This window comes from Flagellimonas cixiensis (assembly GCF_042134615.1).
Lineage (GTDB): Bacteria > Bacteroidota > Bacteroidia > Flavobacteriales > Flavobacteriaceae > Flagellimonas > Flagellimonas cixiensis.
The window spans coordinates 2,415,579-2,442,500 of record NZ_CP169639.1 but is presented as its reverse complement, the minus strand read 5'-3'; the positions used below and the strand labels follow the sequence as shown (position 1 = coordinate 2,442,500).

At 42.0% G+C, this 26,922-nt stretch carries 24 protein-coding genes, 3 tRNA genes and 2 rRNA genes (1 of these 29 cut by a window edge); 14 read left to right on the top strand and 15 right to left on the bottom strand.

Features of this window, described 5'->3' with window-relative positions:
* The 4 genes from ABT310_RS10985 to ABT310_RS10970 all read right to left on the bottom strand — a co-directional run.
* Window positions 1-819, bottom strand: a 23S ribosomal RNA gene (locus ABT310_RS10985) (it extends 2,001 nt beyond the left edge of the window).
* A gap of 177 nt (window positions 820-996) precedes the next feature.
* Window positions 997-1,073: transfer RNA gene (locus ABT310_RS10980), tRNA-Ala, on the bottom strand.
* Between the two features lie 104 nt (window positions 1,074-1,177).
* Window positions 1,178-1,251, bottom strand: a tRNA-Ile gene (locus tag ABT310_RS10975).
* A gap of 114 nt (window positions 1,252-1,365) precedes the next feature.
* A 16S ribosomal RNA gene (locus ABT310_RS10970) occupies window positions 1,366-2,891 on the bottom strand.
* The 16S and 23S rRNA genes sit together here with 2 tRNA genes alongside, the layout of an rRNA operon.
* A 724-nt stretch (window positions 2,892-3,615) precedes the next feature.
* On the opposite strand from ABT310_RS10970, the gene thrS reads away from it, so the two are divergent.
* The 4 genes from thrS (at window position 3,616) to rplT (ending at window position 6,827) form a co-directional block, all read left to right on the top strand.
* Window positions 3,616-5,556, top strand: coding sequence for a threonine--tRNA ligase (gene thrS, locus ABT310_RS10965; RefSeq protein WP_375323934.1), 1,941 nt, complete (start codon window positions 3,616-3,618; stop codon window positions 5,554-5,556).
* Between the two features lie 36 nt (window positions 5,557-5,592).
* Window positions 5,593-6,144, top strand: coding sequence for a translation initiation factor IF-3 (infC, locus tag ABT310_RS10960; RefSeq protein ID WP_375326176.1), 552 nt, complete (start codon window positions 5,593-5,595; stop codon window positions 6,142-6,144).
* Window positions 6,145-6,196: 52 nt separating this feature from the next.
* Window positions 6,197-6,394 (top strand): 50S ribosomal protein L35, encoded by a 198-nt coding sequence (gene rpmI, locus ABT310_RS10955; RefSeq protein WP_375323933.1) that lies wholly within the window; start codon window positions 6,197-6,199, stop codon window positions 6,392-6,394.
* Between the two features lie 88 nt (window positions 6,395-6,482).
* Window positions 6,483-6,827 (top strand): 50S ribosomal protein L20, encoded by a 345-nt coding sequence (gene rplT, locus ABT310_RS10950; protein ID WP_375323932.1) that lies wholly within the window; start codon window positions 6,483-6,485, stop codon window positions 6,825-6,827.
* A gap of 103 nt (window positions 6,828-6,930) precedes the next feature.
* Here rplT and ABT310_RS10945 read toward each other — a convergent pair whose 3' ends face one another.
* On the bottom strand, window positions 6,931-7,353 hold the full coding sequence (locus tag ABT310_RS10945) for a secondary thiamine-phosphate synthase enzyme YjbQ (protein ID WP_375323931.1): 423 nt from the start codon (window positions 7,351-7,353) through the stop codon (window positions 6,931-6,933).
* Window positions 7,354-7,453: 100 nt separating this feature from the next.
* On the opposite strand from ABT310_RS10945, the gene ABT310_RS10940 reads away from it, so the two are divergent.
* Both ABT310_RS10940 and ABT310_RS10935 read left to right on the top strand, forming a co-directional pair.
* Window positions 7,454-8,245, top strand: coding sequence for an HAD family hydrolase (locus ABT310_RS10940; RefSeq protein WP_375323930.1), 792 nt, complete (start codon window positions 7,454-7,456; stop codon window positions 8,243-8,245).
* An 81-nt stretch (window positions 8,246-8,326) separates the two neighbouring features.
* A complete protein-coding gene (locus ABT310_RS10935; protein ID WP_375323929.1) occupies window positions 8,327-9,214 on the top strand; it encodes a dienelactone hydrolase family protein in 888 nt (295 codons plus the stop codon).
* On the opposite strand, the gene ABT310_RS10930 is transcribed toward ABT310_RS10935, so the two are convergent.
* The 5 genes from ABT310_RS10930 to tgt all read right to left on the bottom strand — a co-directional run bounded on the left by ABT310_RS10930 (window position 9,211) and on the right by tgt (window position 15,499).
* Complete coding sequence (locus tag ABT310_RS10930; RefSeq protein ID WP_375323928.1) at window positions 9,211-10,527, bottom strand: asparagine synthetase B; 1,317 nt, start codon at window positions 10,525-10,527, stop codon at window positions 9,211-9,213. The genes ABT310_RS10935 and ABT310_RS10930 overlap by 4 nt on opposite strands.
* Window positions 10,505-12,052, bottom strand: a complete 1,548-nt coding sequence (gene dnaB / locus ABT310_RS10925) for a replicative DNA helicase (RefSeq protein WP_375323927.1) — start codon at window positions 12,050-12,052, stop codon at window positions 10,505-10,507. The genes ABT310_RS10930 and dnaB overlap by 23 nt, the downstream gene beginning before the upstream one ends.
* Before the next feature lie 167 nt (window positions 12,053-12,219).
* Window positions 12,220-13,173 (bottom strand): acetyl-CoA carboxylase carboxyltransferase subunit alpha, encoded by a 954-nt coding sequence (locus ABT310_RS10920; protein WP_375323926.1) that lies wholly within the window; start codon window positions 13,171-13,173, stop codon window positions 12,220-12,222.
* Between the two features lie 113 nt (window positions 13,174-13,286).
* Window positions 13,287-14,369, bottom strand: a complete 1,083-nt coding sequence (locus ABT310_RS10915) for an LptF/LptG family permease (RefSeq protein WP_375323925.1) — start codon at window positions 14,367-14,369, stop codon at window positions 13,287-13,289.
* Entirely contained in the window at window positions 14,369-15,499 is a 1,131-nt protein-coding gene (tgt, locus tag ABT310_RS10910; protein WP_375323924.1) for a tRNA guanosine(34) transglycosylase Tgt, read from the bottom strand. The genes ABT310_RS10915 and tgt overlap by 1 nt, the downstream gene beginning before the upstream one ends.
* A 154-nt stretch (window positions 15,500-15,653) precedes the next feature.
* On the opposite strand from tgt, the gene ABT310_RS10905 reads away from it, so the two are divergent.
* The 3 genes from ABT310_RS10905 to ABT310_RS10895 are packed head-to-tail and all read left to right on the top strand — an operon-like array spanning window position 15,654 to window position 18,125.
* Complete coding sequence (locus tag ABT310_RS10905) at window positions 15,654-16,499, top strand: transketolase (RefSeq protein WP_375323923.1); 846 nt, start codon at window positions 15,654-15,656, stop codon at window positions 16,497-16,499.
* 16 nt (window positions 16,500-16,515) lie between these two features.
* Complete coding sequence (locus ABT310_RS10900) at window positions 16,516-17,469, top strand: transketolase family protein (protein WP_375323922.1); 954 nt, start codon at window positions 16,516-16,518, stop codon at window positions 17,467-17,469.
* Between the two features lie 44 nt (window positions 17,470-17,513).
* Window positions 17,514-18,125 (top strand): porin family protein, encoded by a 612-nt coding sequence (locus tag ABT310_RS10895; protein WP_375323921.1) that lies wholly within the window; start codon window positions 17,514-17,516, stop codon window positions 18,123-18,125.
* A gap of 68 nt (window positions 18,126-18,193) precedes the next feature.
* Here ABT310_RS10895 and ABT310_RS10890 read toward each other — a convergent pair whose 3' ends face one another.
* On the bottom strand, window positions 18,194-19,150 hold the full coding sequence (locus ABT310_RS10890) for an FKBP-type peptidyl-prolyl cis-trans isomerase (protein ID WP_375323920.1): 957 nt from the start codon (window positions 19,148-19,150) through the stop codon (window positions 18,194-18,196).
* Between the two features lie 78 nt (window positions 19,151-19,228).
* Here ABT310_RS10890 and ABT310_RS10885 point away from each other — a divergent pair, with 78 nt between their 5' ends.
* Window positions 19,229-19,600 (top strand): RNA-binding S4 domain-containing protein, encoded by a 372-nt coding sequence (locus ABT310_RS10885; RefSeq protein ID WP_375323919.1) that lies wholly within the window; start codon window positions 19,229-19,231, stop codon window positions 19,598-19,600.
* Window positions 19,601-19,633: 33 nt separating this feature from the next.
* Window positions 19,634-20,131, top strand: coding sequence for a phosphoribosyltransferase family protein (locus tag ABT310_RS10880; RefSeq protein WP_375323918.1), 498 nt, complete (start codon window positions 19,634-19,636; stop codon window positions 20,129-20,131).
* Here ABT310_RS10880 and ABT310_RS10875 read toward each other — a convergent pair.
* Window positions 20,123-20,632 carry a shikimate kinase gene (locus ABT310_RS10875; protein ID WP_375323917.1) on the bottom strand — a complete coding sequence of 170 codons (510 nt, stop codon included), beginning with the start codon at window positions 20,630-20,632 and terminating at the stop codon, window positions 20,123-20,125. The two genes, ABT310_RS10880 and ABT310_RS10875, sit on opposite strands and share 9 nt — an antisense overlap.
* A 119-nt stretch (window positions 20,633-20,751) precedes the next feature.
* On the opposite strand from ABT310_RS10875, the gene ABT310_RS10870 reads away from it, so the two are divergent.
* Window positions 20,752-20,824 (top strand) — tRNA-Lys (locus ABT310_RS10870).
* Window positions 20,825-20,959: 135 nt separating this feature from the next.
* On the opposite strand, the gene ABT310_RS10865 is transcribed toward ABT310_RS10870, so the two are convergent.
* A complete protein-coding gene (locus ABT310_RS10865; protein ID WP_375323916.1) occupies window positions 20,960-21,700 on the bottom strand; it encodes an NUDIX domain-containing protein in 741 nt (246 codons plus the stop codon).
* Window positions 21,701-21,791: 91 nt separating this feature from the next.
* Here ABT310_RS10865 and ABT310_RS10860 point away from each other — a divergent pair, with 91 nt between their 5' ends.
* Together ABT310_RS10860 and ABT310_RS10855 are read left to right on the top strand one after the other, a co-directional pair.
* Window positions 21,792-23,420, top strand: coding sequence for a carboxylesterase/lipase family protein (locus tag ABT310_RS10860; protein ID WP_375323915.1), 1,629 nt, complete (start codon window positions 21,792-21,794; stop codon window positions 23,418-23,420).
* A 236-nt stretch (window positions 23,421-23,656) separates the two neighbouring features.
* A complete protein-coding gene (locus ABT310_RS10855; RefSeq protein WP_375326175.1) occupies window positions 23,657-23,878 on the top strand; it encodes an isochorismatase family protein in 222 nt (73 codons plus the stop codon).
* Between the two features lie 343 nt (window positions 23,879-24,221).
* Here ABT310_RS10855 and ABT310_RS10850 read toward each other — a convergent pair whose 3' ends face one another.
* A complete protein-coding gene (locus tag ABT310_RS10850) occupies window positions 24,222-25,550 on the bottom strand; it encodes a Gfo/Idh/MocA family oxidoreductase (protein ID WP_375323914.1) in 1,329 nt (442 codons plus the stop codon).
* 3 nt (window positions 25,551-25,553) lie between these two features.
* Window positions 25,554-26,918 (bottom strand): DUF1080 domain-containing protein, encoded by a 1,365-nt coding sequence (locus ABT310_RS10845; protein WP_375323913.1) that lies wholly within the window; start codon window positions 26,916-26,918, stop codon window positions 25,554-25,556.
* Window positions 26,919-26,922 lie beyond the last annotated feature (4 nt).

Below are 26,922 nucleotides of genomic sequence, written 5' to 3'. Positions count from 1 at the left end.
ATTGGCCTTTCACCCCTACCCACAGGTCATCCCAAGACTTTTCAACGTCAACGGGTTCGGTCCTCCACTATGTGTTACCACAGCTTCAACCTGCCCATGGGTAGATCGCACGGTTTCGCGTCTACTACTACCGACTATGGCGCCCTGTTCAGACTCGCTTTCGCTGCGGCTGCGCACCTGAGGTGCTTAACCTTGCCGGTAAAAGTAACTCGTAGGCTCATTATGCAAAAGGCACGCCGTCACCCCCAAAGGGGCTCCGACCGCTTGTAGGCGTATGGTTTCAGGGTCTCTTTCACTCCCTTGTTCAGGGTTCTTTTCACCTTTCCCTCACGGTACTGGTTCACTATCGGTCTCTCAGGAGTATTTAGCCTTGGCGGATGGTCCCGCCAGATTCACACAGGGTTTCACGTGCCCCGCGCTACTCAGGATACCACTATCTTTAACGCTCCTTGCCTGTACTGGGCTATCACCGTCTACGGCCCCTCTTTCCAAAGGGTTCCAGTTCGTCGCGCAAAGAACATTGTGGTCCTACAACCCCAACATTGCCGGAACAACATTGGTTTGGGCTAATCCGATTTCGCTCGCCACTACTCTCGGAATCACTTTTGTTTTCTCTTCCTCCGCCTACTTAGATGTTTCAGTTCAGCGGGTTCGCCCACCTTGCGGTGTGACTGGCCTTCAACCAGCCGGGTTGCCCCATTCGGACACCCACGGATCAATGCTCATGTGCAGCTCCCCGTGGATTTTCGCAGCTTATCACGTCCTTCTTCGCCTCTGAGAGCCCAGGCATCCCCCATACGCCCTTCTTTTGCTTGTCGCACCTGTGCCGAAGCACAAATGCCCTCTCGTAATCCTTTATATTCTATTCTACTTCGTGTTTCTTCTTTGACTTCGCATAATAACGACCTAAGTCGCTAATGCTCCGTCCCAATATGTCAATGAACTTTCTGGCACATCGCCCCCGGCAATAAAATTACCGTGGACGACGCTTTGCCGTGGTGGAGAATATCGGAGTCGAACCGATGACCTCCTGCGTGCAAGGCAGGCGCTCTAGCCAGCTGAGCTAATCCCCCATTTACTAGTCGTTAGTAATGAGCAGTCAGTAGTCAGTACATAACTACATACCCAACTTCCAGAATTTCCTAATTTCAATACTCAATGAACGTTTGTCCGTTTGTAGTCTCAGGCAGACTCGAACTGCCGACCTCTACATTATCAGTGTAGCGCTCTAACCAGCTGAGCTATGAGACTGTCTTGGCCAAAAATTGCCTCTATATCAAAAAACATATCATAAACGACAGCACAAAGATCTTAAAGGACCACCTCGTGCGGGACCCCAGATAAACCGGGCGTCTCTTTCTCTAGAAAGGAGGTGTTCCAGCCGCACCTTCCGGTACGGCTACCTTGTTACGACTTAGCCCTAGTTACCGATTTTGCCCTAGGCCGCTCCTTGCGGTGACGGACTTCAGGCACTCCCGGCTTCCATGGCTTGACGGGCGGTGTGTACAAGGCCCGGGAACGTATTCACCGGATCATGGCTGATATCCGATTACTAGCGATTCCAGCTTCACGGGGTCGAGTTGCAGACCCCGATCCGAACTGTGACCGGTTTTATAGATCCGCGCCCCCTTGCGGGGTGGCTTCCCTCTGTACCGGCCATTGTAGCACGTGTGTAGCCCAGGACGTAAGGGCCGTGATGATTTGACGTCGTCCCCACCTTCCTCACGGTTTGCACCGGCAGTCCCGTTAGAGTCCCCATCTTTACATGCTGGCAACTAACGGTAGGGGTTGCGCTCGTTATAGGACTTAACCTGACACCTCACGGCACGAGCTGACGACAACCATGCAGCACCTTGCAAGCAGTCCGAAGAAAGGGGTATCTCTACCCCATGCAGCCTGCATTTAAGCCCTGGTAAGGTTCCTCGCGTATCATCGAATTAAACCACATGCTCCACCGCTTGTGCGGGCCCCCGTCAATTCCTTTGAGTTTCATTCTTGCGAACGTACTCCCCAGGTGGGATACTTATCACTTTCGCTTGGCCACGGAGACCGAAGTCCCCACAGCTAGTATCCATCGTTTACGGCGTGGACTACCGGGGTATCTAATCCCGTTCGCTACCCACGCTTTCGTCCATCAGCGTCAGTACATGGTTGGTCACCTGCCTTCGCGATCGGTGTTCTATGTGATATCTATGCATTTCACCGCTACACCACATGTTCCGGCAACCCCACCATGACTCAAGACCTGCAGTATCAAAGGCAATTTTATGGTTGAGCCACAAACTTTCACCCCTGACTTACAGGCCCGCCTACGGACCCTTTAAACCCAATGATTCCGGATAACGCTCGGACCCTCCGTATTACCGCGGCTGCTGGCACGGAGTTAGCCGGTCCTTATTCTTACGGTACCGTCAGACACCTACACGTAGGTGCGTTTCTTCCCGTATAAAAGCAGTTTACAACCCATAGGGCAGTCATCCTGCACGCGGCATGGCTGGATCAGTCTCCCGACCATTGTCCAATATTCCTCACTGCTGCCTCCCGTAGGAGTCTGGTCCGTGTCTCAGTACCAGTGTGGGGGATCCCCCTCTCAGGGCCCCTAACCATCGCTGCCATGGTGAGCCGTTACCTCACCATCTAACTAATGGTACGCATGGCCATCCCTGTCCGATAAATCTTTAATCAAAATATCATGCGATATAATGATACCATGGGGCATTAATCCAAGTTTCCCTGGGCTATTCCCCTGACAGGGGCAGGTTCCATACGCGTTCCGCACCCGTGCGCCGGTCGCCGGCAGAAAAGCAAGCTTTTCCCCGCTGCCCCTCGACTTGCATGTGTTAGGCCTGCCGCTAGCGTTCATCCTGAGCCAGGATCAAACTCTTCATTGTATTTCCTTGAATGTCTTCCGACACCCGGAAACTCCAGAGCCCCCGCATCAAAATGGTTCTTAATTCTCTTTACGCTGTCGTTACAATATGTATATGAACTTCTTGTTCCTAAAACCGAATCTCAATCTCATTAAAAATCAATCTTCTCTCGGCTTTGACCGCCTTACCTCGTTGGTTAAGCGGGTGCAAATTTACAACTGTTTTTTTAATCGGCAAGCTTTTTTTTGAAAAAATATTCAAAACATTTTCTTGACCTCAAAAACACTCTTTTCACATGAACTTTGCCGTGAAACACCTTGGTGTTTTTCGGGCTGCAAATGTAAAACGATTTTTTTGATTACACAATGCTTATTTTGATATTTTTTTCAAGCCTTTCCGACTTATCAAAACAGTATGTCAATGAGCTTCTGAACTAGCCAAAAAACAAACCCTTTGTTGTTTTTGGGGCTGCAAATGTAACACCATTTATAATATAAACAAGAGGGTTCTTAACTTTTAAGGTAGATTTATTTTCAACTCACTGAAAACAAAGCAGATAAAAATACAACTTTTTTTAGAATATCAAAATTCCCCACCATTTCAAATTAAATCTACCCAAAAAGCCATATACACCGACCTTATATAATTAGAAATTTAGTCTATTATATATAAGGTAAGTATTGTAGCATCTATTCAAGATATTATCTTTGTCCTCTTGATTGTAAAACTTACAAGTTTAAACCACATGATAAAAATCACACTGCCCGATGGTGCTGTAAAAGAAGTTGAAAAGGGAACCACCCCTATGGAGGTTGCCAAAAGTATTAGTGAAGGCCTGGCCAGAAATGTTATTTCCGCCAAATTCAATGATACTGTTGTGGAAACAGTAACCCCATTGACCAGTGATGGCACCCTTACCTTATATACATGGAACAATGATGAAGGTAAAAAAGCATTTTGGCACTCTACCTCCCACGTGGTGGCCCAAGCTTTGGAGGAATTATACCCAGGCATAAAACTCACCATTGGACCTGCCATTGAAAATGGTTTTTATTACGATGTGGATTTTGGCGACCAAAGTATTTCTGAAAAGGACTTTCCTAAAATAGAACAGAAAGCTTTGGAAATAGCCCGAGGCAAGCACGACTATAAAATGCGAAGTGTCAACAAAGCGGATGCCTTACAATATTATAAAGACCAAGGAAACGAATATAAAGTAGAGCTAATTGAAAACCTTGAGGATGGCACCATCACTTTTTGTGATCATAGCACTTTTACGGATCTATGTCGCGGGGGGCATATTCCCAACACAGGCATCATCAAGGCCATAAAATTATTAAGTGTCGCTGGAGCCTACTGGAGGGGCAATGAAAATAATCCTCAGTTGACCCGTGTTTATGGCATTTCTTTCCCTAAACAAAAAGAGCTTACCGAATACCTTAATTTATTGGAGGAAGCCAAAAAACGCGACCATCGAAAATTGGGCAAGGAATTGGAGCTCTTCACTTTTAGTCAGAAAGTAGGACAAGGTTTACCATTATGGTTGCCAAACGGGGCGGCGTTGCGCGAGCGATTGGAACAGTTCCTAAAAAAGGCACAAAAAAAAGCGGGCTACGAAATGGTAGTGACTCCACATATTGGTCAAAAAGAACTTTATGTTACTTCGGGCCACTACGCCAAATATGGTGAAGATAGTTTTCAACCCATACGCACCCCTAAAGAGGATGAGGAGTTCTTGCTAAAACCCATGAACTGTCCGCATCACTGTGAAATATACAATAGTCAACCTTTCAGTTATAAAGATTTACCAAAACGTTATGCTGAATTCGGGACCGTTTATCGATATGAGCAAAGCGGAGAACTTCATGGCTTGACCCGAGTTAGGGGGTTTACTCAAGATGATGCTCACATTTTCTGTACCACGGAACAGTTGAACGATGAGTTCAAAAATGTGATTGACCTTACCTTATATGTATTGAATTCTTTAGGCTTCAACAATTTTACCGCCCAAGTATCGGTGAGGGACCTTGAAAATCCTGAAAAATATATAGGTAACACCGACGATTGGGAAAAAGCGGAACAAGCCATCATCAATGCTGCCGAAGAAAAAGGATTGAACTATGTGGTTGAGAGCGGTGAAGCTGCATTTTATGGCCCCAAGTTGGACTTTATGGTGAAGGATGCCCTGGGAAGAAATTGGCAATTGGGTACCATTCAGGTAGATTACAACTTACCCAAACGTTTTGATCTTTCTTATAAAGGAAGTGATAATGAGTTGCACAGACCTGTGATGATTCACCGTGCCCCGTTTGGAAGTATGGAGCGTTTTGTCGCGCTATTGCTGGAACACACTGGTGGAAACTTCCCATTATGGTTGATTCCAACGCAAGCTATCGTACTGCCCGTCAGTGAGAAACACGAAAAATATGCGGAAAAAGTTTTGAATTCATTAGAAAATCACGAAATTCGCGCGCTCATTGATAATAGGAATGAAACCGTAGGAAAGAAAATCCGCGAGGCCGAACTCAAGAAAATCCCCTTTATGATTATCGTTGGGGAGCAAGAAGAGGAGTCCGGAACCCTTTCTGTAAGGCGACACGGGGGAGACGATTTAGGCGGATTGAGCATTGAAGCGTTTTCAGACTTGGTATCTACTGAAATAAATAGTACCTTAAAGTCGTTCTAAAAAATTAAGTTTAATTAAAAAGTTTAAGTCATAGCAATACGAAGAAGATTTAGGCCCCAGCCTAGGAGGGAAAACAAAAACCCTCACAACATCAATGAGAATATTAAAGCCCGAGAAGTACGTCTTGTCGGCGATAACGTAGAAATGGGTGTTTACCCAATTTCAAAAGCACGAGAACTTGCCAACGAGTTGGAGTTGGATTTGGTTGAAATTTCACCCAATGCAGAACCACCGGTTTGTAAGATCATCGATTACAAAAAGTTTCTTTATGAACAAAAGAAACGCGACAAGGCCTTAAAGGCAAAAGCAACCAAGGTTGTAGTAAAAGAAATACGTTTTGGCCCTCAAACGGACGACCACGATTACGAATTTAAAAAGCGTCACGCAGAAAAATTCCTTAAAGATGGTGCCAAATTAAAAGCCTACGTGTTCTTTAAAGGACGTTCTATCGTTTATAAAGACCAAGGTGAAATATTATTGTTGAAGCTTGCCCAAGAGCTAGAAGAACTTGGTAAAGTGGAACAAATGCCGAAATTGGAAGGTAAGCGTATGACCATGTTCATTGCGCCAAAAACCAATAAGAAATAAAAGAAACTGAACTAAGTTCAGCATATAATAAGCGGAGTTAAATACTAGGAAAATGCCTAAGATGAAAACAAAATCCAGTGCCAAAAAGCGTTTTAAGCTTACCGGTTCTGGTAAAATCAAAAGAAAGCACGCTTTCAAGAGTCACATTTTGACGAAGAAATCTAAAAAGCGTAAGCTTAAGCTGACTCACTCTACGTTGGTACACCCAGCGGATGAGAACAGCATCAAAGAACAATTACGTTTAAAATAATTGTTCAACAGGTACATTATTTAATAACCATGGAGTCGGGCCAAAAAAGTTCCCAAAAGGGGCGCCTGCTACAAAAAAATGAATCATTATGCCAAGATCAGTAAATTCAGTTGCTTCAAGAGCTAGAAGAAAAAAGGTGATGAAGCAAGCCAAAGGTTACTTTGGAAGACGTAAAAACGTTTGGACAGTAGCCAAAAATGCGGTAGAAAAAGCAATGCTTTATGCTTACCGCGATAGACGTAACAAAAAACGTACTTTCCGCGCTTTGTGGATTACCCGTATTAATGCAGGTGCCAGATTACACGGAATGTCTTACTCTCAATTTATGGGTAAAGTAAAAGCCAACGGAATCGAATTGAACAGAAAAGTTCTTGCCGATTTGGCCATGAACCACCCAGATGCCTTTAAGGCCATCGTTGAGAAAGTAAAGTAAAAAAATCAATATAAACTTACCCCGCTTATTGAGATCCCGCCTTGTGCGGGATCTTTTATTTTATTCTAGATTCAATACTGGTTGACGCGAATGACTCGAATAGTTATTGCCCAAAAGCTGTAATCACCAATTTTCTTCCTGAGGCATAATTGCGGTGCTCACATAAATAAATGCCTTGCCAAATTCCCATATTTAATCTTCCGTTAGTTATTGGAATTTGAACTGATGCTCCCATCAGCGAAGCTTTAATATGCGCCGGCATATCATCGGGACCTTCATAATTGTGCACATAGTATGGCATATTCTCTGGAACCATTTTATTGATATGGCTTTCAAAATCGGTTCGCACCGTAGGGTCGGCATTTTCATTGATGGTTAAACTAGCAGAAGTATGCTTAATGAATACCTGAAGAAAACCAACATTAATCTGTTCCAGGTTCGGAATGACATCCAATATGGTATCCGTAATCAAATGAAAACCCCTTGAATAGGGTCGTAATTGTATTTCTTCTTGAAAAAACTGCATAGTCCCTTTAAAGCTTATGCTGCTAAATTAATATAAACTTTACCCCTTATGGACTCCAAGTTGCCCGAATTACAATAACTTTGCAGCTTAATTTTTTTATATGGACTTATCGCAGATTAAAATGGTGGTGACCGATATGGACGGTACACTATTGAATTCCAACCACGAAGTAAGCCCACGCTTTTTCGAAATCTACGAAGAACTCAAAAAGAAAAACATTGCTTTTGTTGCCGCTAGTGGAAGACAATACCACAGCATGGTCGACAAATTGGAGTCCATTAAAAATGAAATTCTTGTCATTGCAGAAAATGGTGCCCTGATCAAAAAACAAGGAGAAACCTTGCTTACCACTCCCATCAATACATCAGAAGTCGGTCGTATTTTGGATACCGTGAAACCATTGAAACATGTGCATCCCGTACTTTGCTGCGAAAACAATGCTTTTGTAGGTGGTGATTCCGATGAGTTTATTGAAATGCTTCGGGAATATTATTCCGAGTTTGAAATTGTAAGTGACCAAAAGCAAGTGGATGCAGAGGTTTTAAAAATTGCAATTTACCATTTTGAAAATTCTGAAAAATACATTTATCCCTCAGTAAAACATTTGGAAGGCGACCTAAAGGTAAAAGTCTCTGGTGCCAATTGGGTCGATGTTTCCGATTTGAATGCGCATAAAGGCTACGCACTTAAAAAAGTGATGGACGAATACCAAATTGGTTCGCACGAGATTATGGTATTTGGAGATTACAACAACGATTTGGAGATGTTGGAACTTTCCGATTTTAGTTTCGCCATGGCCAATGCGCACCCCAATGTTTTAAAAACCGCTAAATACAGCACCAGTAGTAATAATGATTTTGGCGTAGAGCGCATTTTGGAAAAGTTGATTTAAGTTTCCCTTTTTACCAACTCCATAATTGTTGCTTGTTCAAAATTTGTACCTTAAGTGGGCAATTCACTAAACAAAAGCAACATGGCACCCTTAAAAAAAGACGATATTAAACAGGAGGTCTTTGACCTTTATGATGAATACGCACACAACAAATTAGACCGTAGGGAATTTATGGAAAAGCTTTCGGTATATGCCGTTGGCGGAATTACTTTGGCTTCCCTCCTCAGTTTTGTGATGCCCAATTATGAAGATACCCTCGAAGTATCTCCGAATGACCCTAGTCTGGATTCCAAATTCATCACCTATAATTCTCCTAAAGGAGGTGGAGAAATCAAAGGGTTATTGTCAAAACCAAAAGAAAGTAGCGGGAAATTAGGCGGTGTTGTCGTGGTCCATGAAAATCGCGGCCTCAATCCATATATAGAGGATGTGGGACGAAGAGCCGCTTTAGCTGGATTTATTTCATTGGCTCCCGATGCGTTGACGCCACTTGGAGGATATCCGGGCAATGATGATGATGGTAGGACTTTGCAAAGACAACGTGACCGAAATGAAATGTTGGAAGATTTTATTGCAGCCTACGAATATTTAAAACACCATGAAGACTGCAACGGTAAAATAGGTGTGGTCGGATTCTGTTTTGGGGGGTGGATTTCGAATATGATGGCGGTAAAAGTACCCGACCTTGCCGCAGCGGTTCCCTTTTATGGCGGACAACCCGCTGATGAAGAAGTCGCCCAAATCAATGCACCACTTCTACTCCATTATGCTGGATTGGATCAAAGAGTGAATGCAGGCTGGCCAGCTTACGAAGCCAAATTAAAGGAACTGGATAAAGCATACGAAGCCCATATTTACCCTGAAGTCAATCACGGATTCCATAACAATACCACTCCTAGATACGACAAAGCATCGGCAGATTTGGCCTGGGAACGAACTATAAAATTTTTCAAGGAAAATTTGACCTAGGTTTTCTGCTTTTTCTTTCGCGCTGCGGGAAACAAAACATTGTTCAAAATTAAACGATATCCTGGAGAAGTAGGATGCAGGTCCAATTCTGTTTTGGGATCCCCTACCCTATGTTGGTAATCTTCTGGATCGTGACCTCCATAAAAGGTAAAGAAGCCTTTTCCTTTTATGCCATGAATGTAACGGGCTTCGCCATTGATTTTATTCTCCCCCATGACCATTACGGTCGGTTTAATTTCCTCCCTTGTAAAAGAAGTGGTCTGTCCCATAAACCCTTTTACCAAACTAGTGTGGTTTTGGGTCAACATGGTGGGTACAGGATCCCATTTGGCGGAAAATTCCATTAAGGAAAAATAATCGGATTCTTTGGGCACATTAAAACGTTTATTGGTCATGTCGATGGAGGAAAACTCATAGCGCAAAGGATTTCTTTCCAACATAAAATTGGTAAACGCAAAAGTGTTGCTGTAATCCAATTTGGATTGATAATTCGGATCGGACGGGTCACCATCAAACATGGGTTCGCAGATATCTACATTTTCTGCCGCTAAAGCTATATCAAAACTGTCTGTAGCAGAACACATGGCAAACATAAATCCACCCCCGACCACATAGTTTCTAATTTTTAAGGCCACAGCCCGCTTTTCTTCGGACACTTTGGAATAGCCTAGCTTTTGGGCCAGTGCTTCTGCTTCTGCCTTGGCTTCAATATACCAGGGAGCTGCACGGTAATGTCCATAAAAACGTCCGTATTGTCCCGTAAAATCTTCATGATGCAGGTGCAACCAATCGTAAAGCGCCAATTTATCACCCAATACTTCTTCATCATACACTGTGGTATAGGGAATTTCGGCATAGGTGAGCACCATGGTCACCGCATCATCCCAAGGTTGGTTCCCTTTGGGTGAATACACTGCAATCTTCGGGGCTTTTTCCAAAACAACGGCATCTTGGTTTTTCGATGGACTGCTGATGTCATCCAAGATTTGTTCGGCTTGACCATCCGAAAGCACTTCAAAAGAAACCCCTCGAATCTGGCATTCTTTGCGAATGGCATCTCCATCGGGCAACATAAACGAACCGCCTCGATAATTGAGCAACCATTGCACTTTTTGCTGTTTGGTCAATACCCAATAAGTGATTCCGTACGCTTTTAAATGGTTTTTCTGTCCGTCAGCATCCATGGGAATTAGGATGACGGAAGCTGAAGTTTGAACGAAAAAAAATAATAGGAAGATAAAAGTGAGATTTCTCGCATCCGCTCGAAAAGACACTTTGGACAGTATTTTTTTAAAATGGTACGTCGTTATCATCTGGGCCATCATCACTGTTCATTGCACTGCCAAATGCTTCATCCGTACTTGGGAATTTTGGCGTTGCAAAGGGATTTTCTTCATCCGCATTCATCTTCGATTGGAATTCGAATGGGGAATCAAAGTCATCCAAGTTATCAAATTTACCCAGAGCACCCACAAATTTTAACCTAATATTTTCTAAACCCCCGTTTCTATGCTTCGCCACAATAAACTCTGCCTGACCTTGGGTCGGGGTGCGTTCCTCATCGTCCCACTCGTCAATTTTATAATATTCTGGCCTATAAATAAAGGAAACAATATCCGCGTCCTGCTCAATGGCTCCAGATTCCCTAAGGTCGGAAAGTATAGGTCGTTTACTGCCTCCACGGGTCTCTACGGCCCTTGATAACTGCGAAAGTGCGATTACTGGAACATCCAATTCCTTGGCCAATGCTTTTAGGTTACGGGAAATGGTCGAAATTTCTTGTTCACGGTTCCCTCCTTTTTGGCTACCTCCTGCGGTCATCAACTGCAAGTAATCTATGATGATCAGCCTAATTTTATGTTGTGATGCCAATCGACGTGCTTTGGCACGAAGATCAAAAATGGAAAGGGAGGGTGTATCATCAATAAATAAGGGGGCTTTTTCCAAGGCCTTCACCTTTACGTTCAATTGCTCCCATTCGTGTTTTTCCAGTTTCCCAGTCCTTAATTTTTCTGAAGAAAGTCCAGTTTCCGAAGAAATCAAACGGGTAATCAACTGTACGGATGACATCTCCAAAGAAAAGAAAGCCACTGCTGTATTGGAATTCACAGCAATATTCCTTGCCATGGAAAGCGTTAGGGCTGTTTTACCCATACCGGGTCTTGCTGCCACAATGATCAAATCACTGGGCTGCCAACCCGAGGTAAGCTTGTCCAACTTATCAAATCCGGATGGAATTCCACTCAAACCCTCTTTGTTCGATATCTCCTCAATTTTCTTTTTGGCCTGAATCACCAAATTTTGGGCAGTCTCCGCCGAACGCTTCAAGTTTCCTTGGGTAACTTCGTATAATTTTGCTTCTGCATTATCCAAAAGGTCGAAAACATCGGTTCCGTCACCGTAAGCCTCCTCAATAATCTCACTAGAAATTTTAATAAGGCTTCTCTGGATATATTTTTGAAGTATGATTCGTGCGTGGAACTCAATGTGAGCCGAAGAAGCCACTTTTTGTGTCAGTTTAATCAAGTAAAAGTCCCCTCCTACCGCTTCTAAGTGCCCATCTTTCTTTAATTGGGAAGAAACGGTTAATAAATCCACGGGTTCCGAAGTTTCGAACAATTTAAAGATTGCCTCATAAATATACTTATGCGCTTCTTTGTAGAAAACATCGGCGTGGAGAATATCGATAACCTCATCGACCCCTTTTTTATCAATCATCATCGCCCCCAACACAACTTCCTCTAAATCAACTGCTTGTGGGGGTATTTTCCCTCTCTCAAGATTGATGAGGGCGGATTTATCTATACGATGTCCGACGATGGGGCTAGGTTTATCCATGAGTACGAATGTAGCTAATTAACCTTTAGTTAACTTAACGATTAATGTGTCGGATTTCAACAGGTACTCAACAATTTAATTGTTGATAACTTAAAAATCCAGTTAATAACTTAAAAAAAATAATGGATCCAACCTAATAAAAATGGTCAGCCCTTGAAAAACAGGAATTATTCGTTGAAGACACCCATATTCGAGTACTTTTCCATCCGGCTTTTCACCAATTCTTTTGGTGATAACTTTTTAAGTTCTTCAAAATGCGAAGAAATTTTATTTTTTACCGTTTCAAAAGTTTTCTCTCGATTGGCATGGGCACCGCCAAGGGGTTCTTTTACAATTTCATCCACCAACTTTTGTTTCTTCATATCGGTGGCGGTTAATTTAAGGGCATCTGCTGCCTGTTCTTTGTATTCCCAGCTTCTCCAAAGGATGGATGAACAGGATTCTGGGGAAATTACAGAGTACCAAGTGTTCTCCAACATCAATACCTTATCTCCCACTCCAATACCCAAGGCACCTCCAGACGCTCCTTCTCCAATAATTACCACAATAATGGGCACTTGAAGACGGGTCATTTCCAAAATATTACGTGCAATGGCTTCACCTTGGCCTCTTTCTTCGGCCTCGATTCCTGGATAGGCTCCGGGGGTATCGATAAAGCAAACTACCGGGATTCCGAACTTTTCAGCTGATTTCATCAACCTTAAGGCTTTTCGATAGCCTTCTGGGTTGGCCATACCGAAGTTACGGTACTGGCGGGTTTTGGTATTGTACCCTTTTTGCTGACCAATGAACATATAACTTTGGTCACCAATTTTTCCGAGGCCACCTACCATGGCCTTATCGTCCTTTACATTTCTGTCGCCATGAAGCTCCAAGAATGTATCGCCGCAAATGGCATTGATGTAATCCATAGTGTATGGACGGTTGGGGTGCCTGGACAATTGCACCCGCTGCCATGCGGTCAAATTTTTATATATATCCTTACGGGTTTCGGAAAGTTTCTTTTCAATCTGTGTGCAAGTTTCGCTAACGTCTACATCACTTTCTTCCCCAATAACCATACATTTTTGAAGTTGGTCTTCAAGTTCTTTGATGGGGAGTTCAAATTCTAGATATTCCATGGGAAATTTAAATTTTCTTGAAAAACAATGGGGACAAATATAAAACTTTATGGGTAACCATTGCTAATTGTACAATACGTTTAACTTCAACAATATACGTTGTTTTTTGCGATTTATCGCTTGGCTTTCATCAACATATACACCGCAAAAACGCCAAAAATAAGGTTCGGAATTACCACTGCCAAAAGAGGAGAAAATCCCGATTGCTCTGCCAGGGTTCCAAATACCTTATCAAAGAAAATATAGACGAAGGCCACACCAATTCCAAAGGCCAAATTAAGTCCCATTCCCCCTCTTCTTTTTACGGATGATACCGCAACTGCGATTACGGTTAGAATGAAGGCTGCAATAGGTAAGGCCCAACGTTTGTACTTTACCAACACATAAGCATTGATGTTTGAGGCTCCTTTTCGTCTTTGGTCCTCGATAAAATCGTTCAATTCGAACAGGTTTTTGGTTTCTGCCACATAGGAAACCGGGGTTAGATCATCAATTTCAAAAGAGAAAATTGTATCCAACCTACTTTTGGTCTCAATATACTCCGTGGTATCCCTTACCTGTCTTTTTTCGTATCGGGTCAACCGGTAAATACTATCTGCAGGTATCCAGCGAATGTTATTGGCCGAAATTTTGTACTCCAACTGCCCAATGGAATCGAAATGTTCGTAGGTAAAATTGTATCCTATTTGGCGGTTGGGATCAAAACTGCTTACATAAATGTAATCGGTCTCGTTCAATTGGTTAAAGATGTTCTCCGTAATCCTATCACGTTTCCCCTTTTTAAAGTATTTATATTCAAACTCGTTGAAACCGATACTGGCGTGTGGCACAATAAACATCCCCATCATAAATATAAGGATGGCCACCAAGGTCGCCCCTATAAAATAAGGTCTCAAAAATCGAGAATAGGAAACCCCAGAACTTAAAATGGCCACCACTTCGGTGTTACTGGCCAGTTTTGAGGTAAAAAATATGATGGATAGGAAAAGGAAGATAGGCAACAAGAGGTTACCGATCACCAATGTAAAGTTACCGTAGAATACAATCACTTCGGACAATGGAGCTTCATTGTCTATGATTTTACCGATTTTTTCGGCCAGGTTGGCCATAATTCCGATGGGAACAAATAGCATCAGCATCCCCAAAAAGGTAACCAGGTAACGCTTTAAAATGTATCTATCCAGTATGGTGAGCATTATAGCCTTTTATCCATTTGTTTAACCATCTTGTTTTTCCACTCGTAAAAATCTCCCGCTAAAATACGTTCTCTAGCCGTACGCGTCAACCACAAATAAAATCCGAGGTTGTGTATAGTGGCAATTTGCTTGCCTAAATATTCGTTGGCGGCGAACAAATGACGCAAATATGCTTTGGAGTATTCGGTATCCACAAAAGTGATACCCATTTCATCAATGGGTGAAAAATCGTTTTCCCATTTTTTATTTTTAATGTTGATCGTGCCGTGCGCCGTGAACAACATTCCATTTCTTGCATTACGGGTCGGCATCACACAATCGAACATATCCACTCCCAAAGCAATGTTCTCCAAAATGTTGATTGGCGTTCCCACGCCCATTAAATATCTAGGCTTGTCTTCCGGTAAAATATCACATACTATTTCTGCCATTTCGTACATCTCCTCCGCTGGCTCCCCTACTGATAGCCCTCCAATGGCATTACCTTCGGCCCCTACAGAAGCAATATACTCGGCAGATTGTTTACGTAAGTCTTTATAGGTAGACCCTTGTACAATGGGGAAAAAACTTTGGGAATACCCATATTTGAATGGAAGTTTATCCAAATGACTGATACACCTATCCAACCATCTATGCGTAAGGTGCATGGAGCGTTTGGCATATTGGTAATCGCAAGGGTACGGCGTACATTCATCAAAAGCCATAATAATATCGGCCCCAATGGTCCTTTGGATTTCCATTACGTTTTCTGGGGTAAACACATGGTAGGACCCATCAATATGGGATTTAAACTTTACACCTTCCTCTTTAATTTTTCTGTTTTCGGATAAAGAATACACTTGGTATCCCCCGCTATCCGTTAAAATATTACGTTCCCATCCCATAAATTTGTGCAATCCGCCAGCTTCTTCCAAAATGCCGGTTTTAGGGCGCAAGTACAAATGATAGGTATTTCCTAAAATAATATCAGGATTTATTTCATCTTTCAATTCTCTCTGGTGGACGCCTTTTACAGAGGCTACCGTACCAACAGGCATAAAAATAGGTGTCTGAATTTCACCATGATCGGTTGTCATGATTCCAGCACGTGCCTTACTCTCCTTGTCTTTTTGTACTAATGTAAAATCCAAAAGTGTGTTTTAAGACCGCAAATATAACCAACTCCTTTTCGGTAACCCTTAACAAAAAAATAAAGTTTCAACACACAAAATGAATAATAAATGTGTGTTTTACACTTGTTTAACAACTTAATAGCGATTACCTTTGAAATCTAATTTTAAAAAGATGCCGAACACACAAGAATTACAAGACCTGGTTTTTCAGGTGAGAAGGGACATTCTAAGAATGGTCCATAAGGTAAATTCTGGTCACCCAGGGGGGTCTTTGGGATGCACCGAATTTTTAGTGACGCTTTACAATGAAATCATGGATTTAAAAGATGGTTTTGATATGGACGGAATTGGAGAAGACCTTTTCTTCCTTTCCAATGGACATATCTCCCCCGTCTTTTATAGCGTATTGGCCCGTAGAGGGTATTTTCCAGTTGAGGAGCTCAATACGTTTAGATTGATTGATTCCAGATTACAAGGTCACCCAACTACCCACGAAGGACTTCCAGGTGTTCGTGTGGCATCCGGCTCATTGGGACAAGGAATGTCAGTTGCTATCGGAGCTGCGTTGGCCAAAAAATTGAACGGTGATGATCATTTGGTATTCAGCCTACACGGTGATGGTGAATTGCAAGAGGGCCAAAACTGGGAGGCTATTATGTATGCCGCCGGTAATAAAGTGGACAACCTCATTGCCACTGTTGACCGCAATGGTCAACAAATTGATGGTCCCACGGAGAAAGTTCTTCCCATGGGCGATGTTGCTGAAAAATTCAAAGTGTTTGGATGGGATGTTCTGGAAATTGAAAATGGAAACGACCTGGAACAGGTTATTGCCGGTTTAAATGAAGCCAAGAGCAGAACTGGAAAAGGAAAACCTGTTTGTATAGTGATGACCACTGAAATGGGTAACGGTGTGGACTTTATGATGCACACCCACGCATGGCACGGAAAAGCACCAAGCGACGAGCAATTGGCGACCGCATTGGCCCAAAACCCAGAGACTTTAGGCGATTATTAATTCAGAAACAGAAACAATGACCAAATATACAGATCAAGGAAAACAAGATACCCGTAGCGGATATGGTGCGGGAATGACTGAACTAGGGAGAACCAATCCGAATGTAGTAGCATTGTGCGCCGACTTGGTGGGATCTCTAAAGATTGAAACTTTTATTGAAGAAAGCCCAGAACGTTTCTTTCAAACCGGAATCGCCGAAGCTAATATGATGGGTATTGCTGCTGGTTTGACCATTGGTGGTAAAATTCCATTTGCCTCTACTTTTGCCAACTTTGCAACAGGCCGTGTGTACGACCAAATTCGTCAGTCTATCGCTTATTCTGATAAAAACGTAAAAATATGTGCTTCCCACGCAGGTTTAACGCTTGGTGAAGATGGTGCTACCCACCAGATTTTGGAAGATATCGGTTTGATGAAAATGCTTCCGGGCATGACCGTAATCAACCCATGTGATTTTAACCAGACCAAAGCAGCCACTATTGCGATTGCTGAGCACCATGGTCCTGTTTACCTACGTTTTGGTAGACCAAAAGTGGCCAACTTTACCCCAGTGGACCAAAAATTTGAAATTGGTAAAGCTGTTATGCTGAACGAAGGTACCGATGTGACCATTATAGCAACAGGTCACTTGGTATGGGAAGCTTTGATTGCCGCAGAAAGTTTGGAGAACCAAGGTATCTCTGCTGAAGTAATCAACATTCACACTATTAAACCATTGGATGAAGAAGCTATTTTGGCCTCTGTGAAAAAGACCGGATGTGTGGTTACTGCAGAAGAACACAATTATTTAGGTGGACTTGGAGAAAGTGTTGCTGGTGTATTGGCATCGCACTACCCTGCCCCTCAAGAATTTGTGGCCACCAAAGATACTTTCGGTGAAAGTGGTACCCCAGAACAATTAATGGAGAAGTACGGATTAAACAATAAAGCCATAGAAGCAGCCGTTTTAAAAGTGTTGAAACGAAAATAGTTTCAGTATCTCATTGGAGATATTTTAACCCTAAAACAACACTTATGAAAAAAACGCTTCTCGTGGTGGCTTTTGCTTTTATTGGCGCCACTGCATTTGCACAGAGCGGTTCTGGCTTTGGAGTAAAGGCTGGATTATCCTACAACAAAAATGGTGACCTTATCAATACCGTCGGCGACGGTGGTTCTGATATTATCGAAGGGGCCAAAGGAAAAGCCGGATACCACATTGGGGTATTCGGAAAACTAGATTTTGAAACAATTTATCTTCGACCTGAATTGGTGTATTCCAAAACCAAAAGTGAGTACGAGGTAGATGGCGACTCCCAAGATTATGATGTGTCCAAATTGGATATGCCAGTATTATTGGGATTGAAGGTGATTGGCCCTTTACATGTATTTGCGGGTCCTGCTTTCCAATACACCCTAAGCAATAAATTGGGTGACTTGGATGTAGAAGATGTGGAAAACGACTTCACCGTTGGCTTAAATGCCGGGGTTGGTGTTAATCTTGGCCGACTTGGTTTGGATGTGCGCTACGAAAGAGGTTTTTCTAAAAACGAAGCTGAATTTATTGGTGAAAATATTACCAATGTTTCTGGTCGAGTAGATTCTAGACCATCACAAGTAATTTTTGCATTATCGCTTATGCTTTAATCAAAAAGTAGTTCCATAAAAAAAGCCCCGACAGTAAGTCGGGGCTTTTTTGTTTTTGACTTTATTTTTTAGAATACATCTGGATCTAAGTAATCTGGAATTCCATCCCCATTCGAATCTGGATAAGGGAATATTATGTTCCCGTTCTCATCGGTTATTTCACTTCGTGTTGAAACACCGTCTCCATCATCATCTGCATCCCTAAAATTAGGCGTTGCAGGAACTGTTCTAGGTTCGGTATCGGCATCTGTGTTATCATCCAGCAAAAATCTGTTATTGTTCAAATCTTCCTGAATGGAAGGAATACCGTCATTATCACTATCAGTATTCTCTACAAACAATCCCAATTCCACCTTAAACAATACTGGGGCATACGTGCCCGCAGCGCCAACGGGTCTGTTAAATGCTGCCAATCCAGAGGGCATCACAATAATGGCAATACCTCTATCGGTAATTTCATAAGAACCATCAGGATTATCCACAATGTTTTGTTCGGTACCAGCGTTCATGCGGGAAATACCATCGCCGTAGCCACGGTAGGTTGAAGGAAGTTCCTGCCAAAGAAAATCTTGACTTTCATCGAACAAGGTGCCATCCAATGAAGAACCTTGGTACCTTACCAAAGTAGAATCGGCATAGGTTGGACTTCCTCCTGCACCAGACAGTACATCAATAAAATAATAGGTATGAGGAATATTTTCTTCTTCGGCACTCAGACCTAAATGAGTGTTGGATACGTTTAAGGTTATGGCTTCGGCAAATTCCATCATTGGAGTTTTGTCCGCATTTTCACCGGCAATGGTATCGATTACAATTTTATAATCGAATCCTTCAGGCATTGTTACCACATCAAAATCCTCGTAATTGTAAAAGTGGGTGTTTAAAAACTCTTTGATTTTTTCATCGTCTTCGGGAGCAACATCGCCCAATAAACTTGGTGGCACTGTTATTATTTCATCATCATCCTTCTTACAGGAAAAAAAAATTATTCCAAATACCAATAATACAATTAATCTGTACTTCATCCAGTGTGTTATTTAGGCGCGCAAGATACAATTTTCCATTATTTTTGTTCCGTACGTTAACAAAGATTTGCGAAGACCATGCGAATAGATAAATACCTTTGGTGCACTCGGTACTTTAAAACACGCAATCTGGCCTCCAATGCTGTAAAAAAAGGGCAGGTTAGGGTGAACGAGAGTGTTGTAAAGCCTTCGCGCGAGGTTTATCCGATGGACAATATTGTGCTTCGCAAAAATCAAATTGATTACCAATTAACGGTTTTGGAACTTCCCGAGAGTCGAGTTGGGGCCAAATTGGTGGATATTTACCGAAAGGACACAACGCCTAAAGAAGCTTTTGAACACAACGATTTGTTGCAATACGCCAAAAAACATTACCGAAAAAAAGGACTTGGACGACCCACTAAAAAGGACCGCAGGGATATAGATGATTTTTTGGATGATGCTGAATGATCTGTTTTATATCTTTGAAACAATTTCCATAACATGATGAACCGTATTCTAAACCACGACCAGATCCAACATATTACCAAGCGCATCGCGTACCAGATTTATGAAACCAATGTAGAGGAAAAAGAAATTGTGGTTGCAGGTATTAATGGTGGTGGTGTGGACTTTGCTAAAAAAATTGTCGATGTCCTTAAAAAAATTACCGATGCCCAAATTATTTTGTGTAGGGTGGACATGAACAAAAGTGACCCTTTGGAAAGTGGTGTAAAAACTTCAATTGGTCCCGAAAAATACGAGAACAAATCAATTGTTTTGATTGATGATGTGCTCAATTCTGGCACCACATTGATTTATGGCACGCATCATTTTCTAAAAACGCCCATAAAACAGCTTAAAACGGCTGTATTGGTGAACCGGAACCATAAAAGATACCCCATTAAGGCCGATTTTAAAGGAATCTCACTTTCCACATCGCTCAACGAGCACATTAAGGTAGCTTTTGAAAGAAAGAACAATGCGGTTTATCTAGAGTAAACTTTTGATTTCGGCTACCACATCTTGAGGGGCTGCACTACCATCTAAAGTAAATTTTGCTTGGGTATAAAAAGGAACCCTCTCAAAAAGATGCTTTCCTATAAATTCTGGTAAATCTTTGTTAGGAATGTTCTTGACCAAAGGACGGTGTTCTTTTTCTTTGGAAATTCTATTGACCAATTGCGGAATGGTCATCCCTAAATATACCGAGCAATCCGATTTCTCGAGGATCATTTCTATATTATTGGCATAACATGGGGTACCTCCACCGGTTGATAAGACCAAAGATTCTTCTTTTTCGAGTAACTCCAAAAGCATTTGATGCTCCAATTTTCGAAAAAAGATTTCCCCTTTTTCAGAAAATATAGTTTTTATGGATTTTTTTTCTGATGCTTCGATATAATCATCCAAATCGACAAAGCGCACTCCTAATTCACTGGCTAACAACTTTCCAACTGTTGACTTTCCGCTCGCCATGTATCCCATTAAAACTAATTTCATTTATACCATTTTTAATCGTTTTCAAAAAAACACAAATTTATCATTAATTCACCTTGGAAAATAAATTATTGATGTTATATTTGCACCCGCTTAGCCAAACAGCTAGGCGCTTAAATTTTGACCTGGTAGCTCAGTTGGTAGAGCATCTCCCTTTTAAGGAGAGGGTCCTGGGTTCGAGCCCCAGCCAGGTCACTTAAAAAAACCATTTAATATCAAAATCCTGTACATCAATAGATATACAGGATTTTGCGTTTTTTACCCTATAAGCTGATTATCTGCTATTCAAGGTAAATATTAAATCAGCAGTTTATAGTTATTCTTTAAGCTCTAATTAGACGTATTCCTGAACTTCGTTTTAAAACTATAGAGATATGGAGCTCTATGAGCCCCTCCTGCGAACCTTTTTTCATGACGTATCAAAGCATTTGTTGCTAGCATCTTACGTTGAAAAGCTGTGCGTTTTAGAGACTCCCCCATTATATTCTCATACACACTTTGTAATTCTTGCATAGTAAATTTTGCTGGAAGCAGATTCATACCCAACAATTTTCTATCTAGATTTACACGTAGTGTGGATAGCGCCCTTTTTACAATGACATCATGATCCATCATCAATGGCGGGAGTCGGTCCAATGAATACCAATCAATACTGTCTGCAAAGGCATCTGCAACCGGTCGTACATCTTCAAAATTGATTAAAGCATAATATGCAATGGATATAAATCGGTCCAACAACCATTCATGTTCCTGAATATCCAACCCGTTCAATTCCAATATGCGCTGCATCGCATTGGAATCAAAGCGATGGAGTCCTCCAAAAGTATGGAACTGTTCCAAGTAGAGGTTATCAATTCCTGTGCGCTCGACAACACCCTTGGTGACCGCTTCCTCCAGACTTTCGTTTCGTTTCACAAATCCTCCCGGCAGGGCAAATAAGCCTGTGTTCTGGTATTCCAAAACCAAAATTTTCAACTCCTCTCCATTGAAGCCAAATATGACGCAATCAAATGCAATATGGGAAAGATAGTCTTCTTTTTTAGGTCCGTGTGAATGTTTGTCAGTGTCCAAAATTGGTTTTTTTGTAAATAAAGCATGAAAAGTCGTAAAAACAAAGTATTATTGTAACAAAATGTTACAATAAGAATTAAACAACTGCACAATGAAAAAATTAGCTGTCAATTTATTGGTTCTGTTATGCCTAAGTCTAACGACCAAGGCACAGAACTCTAATGGATTCCCAGTTCAAGTAGCGCTTGAAAACGGAATTCTCGAAGGACTGTACGATACGCATACAGGCATCCAAAAGTACTTTGGAATACCCTTTGCAAAACCCCCAGTGGGTGAATTGCGATGGAAAGCCCCGCAACCTTTGGAAGCCTGGGATGGAGTAAAAGAGGTCAAGGAATTTGGGCCAAGACCCATGCAGGCCATGGTATTCGGGGATATGAAGTCAAGGTCCAATGGGTTAAGCGAGGATTGTCTTTATCTCAATGTATGGACACCTGCAAAGCATAATGAAAAAAACCTTCCCGTATTGGTTTATTTTTACGGCGGAGGTAATGTTGCGGGAGATGCCTCCGAATACAGATACGATGGTGAGAGTATGGCAAAAAAGGGTATTGTAGTGGTGACCACCAATTATCGTTTGAACATTTTTGGAAATTTGGCACATCCGGAATTGTCTTCAGAAGCTCCCTACAAAGCATCTGGCAATTATGGTCAGTTAGATCAGAACATGGCCCTCAAGTGGGTACAGGACAATATTGCTGCATTTGGTGGCAATCCTGAAAAAGTGACCATTGCAGGAGAGTCTGCTGGATCTATTGGGGTGAGTGTACAAATGGCCTCTCCCCTTTCAAAAAACCTTATTGCGGGAGCAATCGGTGAAAGTGGCGCAGCTATATCCCCAACAATGGCTCCTGTGAGCTTAAAGGAAGCGGAGAAACAAGGCGTACAGTTTCTTGAAAGCATTGGCGTAAAGAGCATTAGTGAACTAAGAAAACTTAGTACACAGGAAATCTACGAAAAGTACAATGACTCCAAACGTTTTGGCTTTCCCATGGTGATTGATGGTTATTTTTTACCAAAAACATTACCTGAGATTTTTGCTTCTCAAGATCAGGCTCAAGTGCCTTTATTAGTGGGCTGGAACTCGGCAGAAATACCTGGTATGGCATTTACACAAGGTCCTATCACCAAAGAGGCCTTTATTGAAAAGGTAAAACAAGGTTACCCAGATAAACATGAAGAGGTTTTAGCACTTTATCCCCACGGTACACCCGAAGAAGTGGAATGGGCGGCAACCAATCTAGCATCCGATAACTTTATCGCTTACAGTACATGGAAATGGTTCGACCTTCACCGTAAAAACTCAGATCAACCTGTATATCGCTATTTATACAGCAAAATACGTCCCCCTTTGCGCGACCAAAATTTGGCTTCAGGACTAGCTGGAGGTACCATTGCAAGGGATTCCAATGCACCTAAAATGCCCGAGCCCATTGGAGCACCGCATGCTGCTGAAATAGAATATGCCATGGGCAATCTGCACTTAGTTGATGACTATGCCTGGACCGCCGATGACTATAAAGCTTCCAAGACCATGCAACAATTTTTTGCAAATTTCATCATTACAGGTGATCCCAACGGGAAAGAACTTCCTGCTTGGGATGCGGCCAAGCCAAACGACAACAATCCTCCTGTAATGGTCATCAATACAGAAAGTGAATTAACAAAAGCATCCAGTGATGCTCGTTACAACTTCTTGGATAAAGTCTATAAGAATTAATGCTATTCGCCGGTAAAGGGATAACGATAGTACGGTTGGCACTCGTTCTTTTCAAAAAGTTGGTATGTTTGACCTCGGGGATCAATTAAACAATAAGGGCTTCGAGAGGTCTGGAGCAAATTGGTTTCCCAGGTACAAAAAATACATTAACAAAGGATTTTGTAACCGTTGTGGGACCCCATAAGGTGTATGGTCCAGAACAAAAGAATCTTAGCCCTCAATTGTGAAAACGAAAGATTGATAAGATTGTCTTGGCCGGTATGTCTGGTAATCTATGTGTAGAATCACACTTAAGGGAACTTCTTGAAGATGGCTTTGAAGTAGCAGTAGTGGTTGATGCAACAGCTTCAGCGGTGGCGCCAGGATATTATGACAATGTAGCTGCAGAGATCAATTATAGATTTGTTGCCAGTCATGTCTACACAACAAAGGAATTTGAGCAATCCCTTAAAAAATAATATCGTTAAACAACAGTAGTTTAGCGTATTAATTCAATAGCGGAGCATAAAATTATGCTCCGCTATTTTCATTAGGTTTTAATGGACGACATTACAATTCAAACCTTGCTACCTGAGGAATATTAAAAATGCATTACACTTAGATTTTGTATTCTTTGAAAATTTTAACAAAGACTGACTGGTTGAAATAGGTCGTAAGCATCATAACGTTTATTACTCGAAACTCAGAAAAACAACTTTTTCAACTTGAATGTGTAGACAAAATACTCAGACGAAATGAGTTTTGATGAATTGAGATAAATAGGTGTATTAAAGACTATTAAAAATGATTTAATAAAACTTGTTAAAGTTTGGGTTCCCAGCCATTTTCGTACTCCCTTTTCCAGCTTTTCATTGCCTTTTCACTGTTCAATACCTTGGCTGTTTTGGTATCCACCTCAATGGTATGTCCGGCATCGTGGGCCATATTTCCCAAATGGCACAGCATTGTGGAAATACTTGCATCACTGATATCCGAATTCAAAGATTGATCTTCTCGGATTGCACTGAAAAAATTAGCTATATGATCCACATCCAGCCCACCAATACCTTGGGTATTCGTAGTGGCGCTGAGTTCTTTTTCGAACTCAATTTTAATAGGGTTACCTCCCAAATCGTACAACTTGTAAAAATTTCTGCTCAGTTCTATTACGCCTTTACTTCCATAAATGGTCACTCCTCTTCCAGGTCGCTCTGGTTTCATAATGCCTCGGCTATGAGAAGTCCAGGTGATATATTTATCCTCTGGAAATGTATATGTCACTTGTTGGTTGTCCGGAAATTCCCAATCGTCATCAAAAGTATATTTTCCTCCAAACGCTGTGACTGTTTTGGGCAAATCCACACCCAAAGCCCATCTACAAATATCTATCTCGTGGGTGCCGTTATTATGTATCTCGCCAGTACCCCAGTTACGGAACCAATGCCAATTATATGGATGTACATTATCGCGATAATTTTCACGAGGTGCTGGACCTTGCCACATATCCCAATTTAAGGTTTTAGGTACTTCGATAAATTTTCCGTTACCAATGGAACCGCGATTATTGGAATAATAAGCTTCTCCTTTAAAAACCTCTCCAATCACACCATTTTTGATGTCCATTATGGCTGACATGGATGTTTTAGCTGATCGCTGTTGGTTACCCATCTGAACTTTTTTTCCATATTTCTTTTGGGCAGCAACCAACAAATCATTTTCAAAAGGATTGTGACTACATGGCTTCTCCACATAAACATGTTTGCCAGCCTGAAGTCCCATAATGGCCATAGGGGCATGCCAATGTTCGGGAGTGGCAATAAAAATGGCATCCACGTCCTTATCTTCTAAAATCCTCCGAAAATCCTTTTCTACCTTCGGAACATACCCAATGTGTTCTTGGCACCAGCCATTGTGTTCTTCCAATATAGTATCATCCACATCACAACTGTATAAAATCTTGGCATTGGCATCTTGATGAATCGCCAACACATGCGCCTTGGCTCTGCTCCTTACACCGATTACCGCACAGTTGATATGATCGTTCGCGCCCAATATCCGGGCATCGGCCCAAGAGGGAAACACTATACTTCCCAAGGTAACGGCAGCAGTACCTGTAGTTGTTTTTTTAATAAAATCGCGTCTTGTGGTCATGACTTACTGTTTTTTAATAGGTTTTATCTTTATGTTCTTGAAGCTTACCCTATCACCGTGATCTTGCAATAGGATAGGACCATTGGGCGCCTCCCCAAAATTGGGCCATTTAACATACTTGCTTTCGGAGACCAGTTTACGATATGCCTCGCTGCCTCGTTCGTATTCCAAAACCTTCATGCCATTGAGCCAGTGTTCCACATGGTTGTCCTTTGAAATGATGTGTGCCGTGTTCCATTCTCCAATAGGATTAATGGGTTTATTGACATCTGCTTGTATAAGATCGTACAATGAGGTTACGGTTCGACTACCTTCATGATTTCCTAATTTGGCATCTGGATGCCTTTCATCATCCAAAATTTGATATTCCAAACCTATGGACGAACCAGGGCCCTTGTTTAAATCTGTGTTGACGTAGTATTTAATACCGCTATTGGCACCTTCCGTCAATTTAAAATCTACCTTCAGTTCAAAATCTCCGTATACATCTGTTGTAACAATATCCCCACCAGCAGTTGATTCTTCTCCTCCTGTGGACAAAACGGTCAATATACCATCCTTAATCTCCCAGCCTTTTTCCGGAAAATCATCCAGTCGGGCTCCACGCCATCCGTCTGTGGTTTCCCCGTCCCATAATAATTTCCATCCATTTTTTGCCTCATCACTAGTTAGCTGATTTTTGGTCACTACTGGGGGCAAGGGCATTTCTTTATTATATTTTGAAAGATTGTCTGTCAGAATTTTGACATTTTTCCATGCAATCTCAGTTCCTTCTTTTTGCTCATCACCGATGCTGTGCACCTGAAGGGCAATAAAACCACTTGCAGTTTTGTCATCTATCAAATGGGCGGCAGGCACTCCATTGATCCAGGTTTGGATCGTATCTCCAATGGCCTCTATGCGGTAGTGGTTCCAATCATTCTGTTTGAAAGCTTTTTGAGCCTCTGGATTATTATCTAAAGTAACGAGCCACCCTCTTCGACCTTCATCATAAATTCCTGCACTCCAAGCTCTGTCCGATGGATCAATTTCAATCTGGTAGCCATGCACCCTTCCATTTTGATAATAGGGAAAGCTATTACTTCGTATTTGAATTCCTGAATTCATAGAAGAATCTACTTTGTATTCCAGTTCCAAGATAAAATCGTCGTACATTTTATTTGTTGTCAAAAAGGAATTGGGCGTATTGTGCACCGTGGAACCAATGATTGTATTGTCTTTTATGGTATAATTGGCCTCCCCCCCCTTTTGGGTCCATCCATTGAGCGTTCCGGTAGTCAAATTAACCCATGGTGTGTCATCCTTGGGCACTTCAGCACATCCCCAACACAGTAGAAGTGCCAAGGTCCCTAATTTTAGTTTATTCATTTTA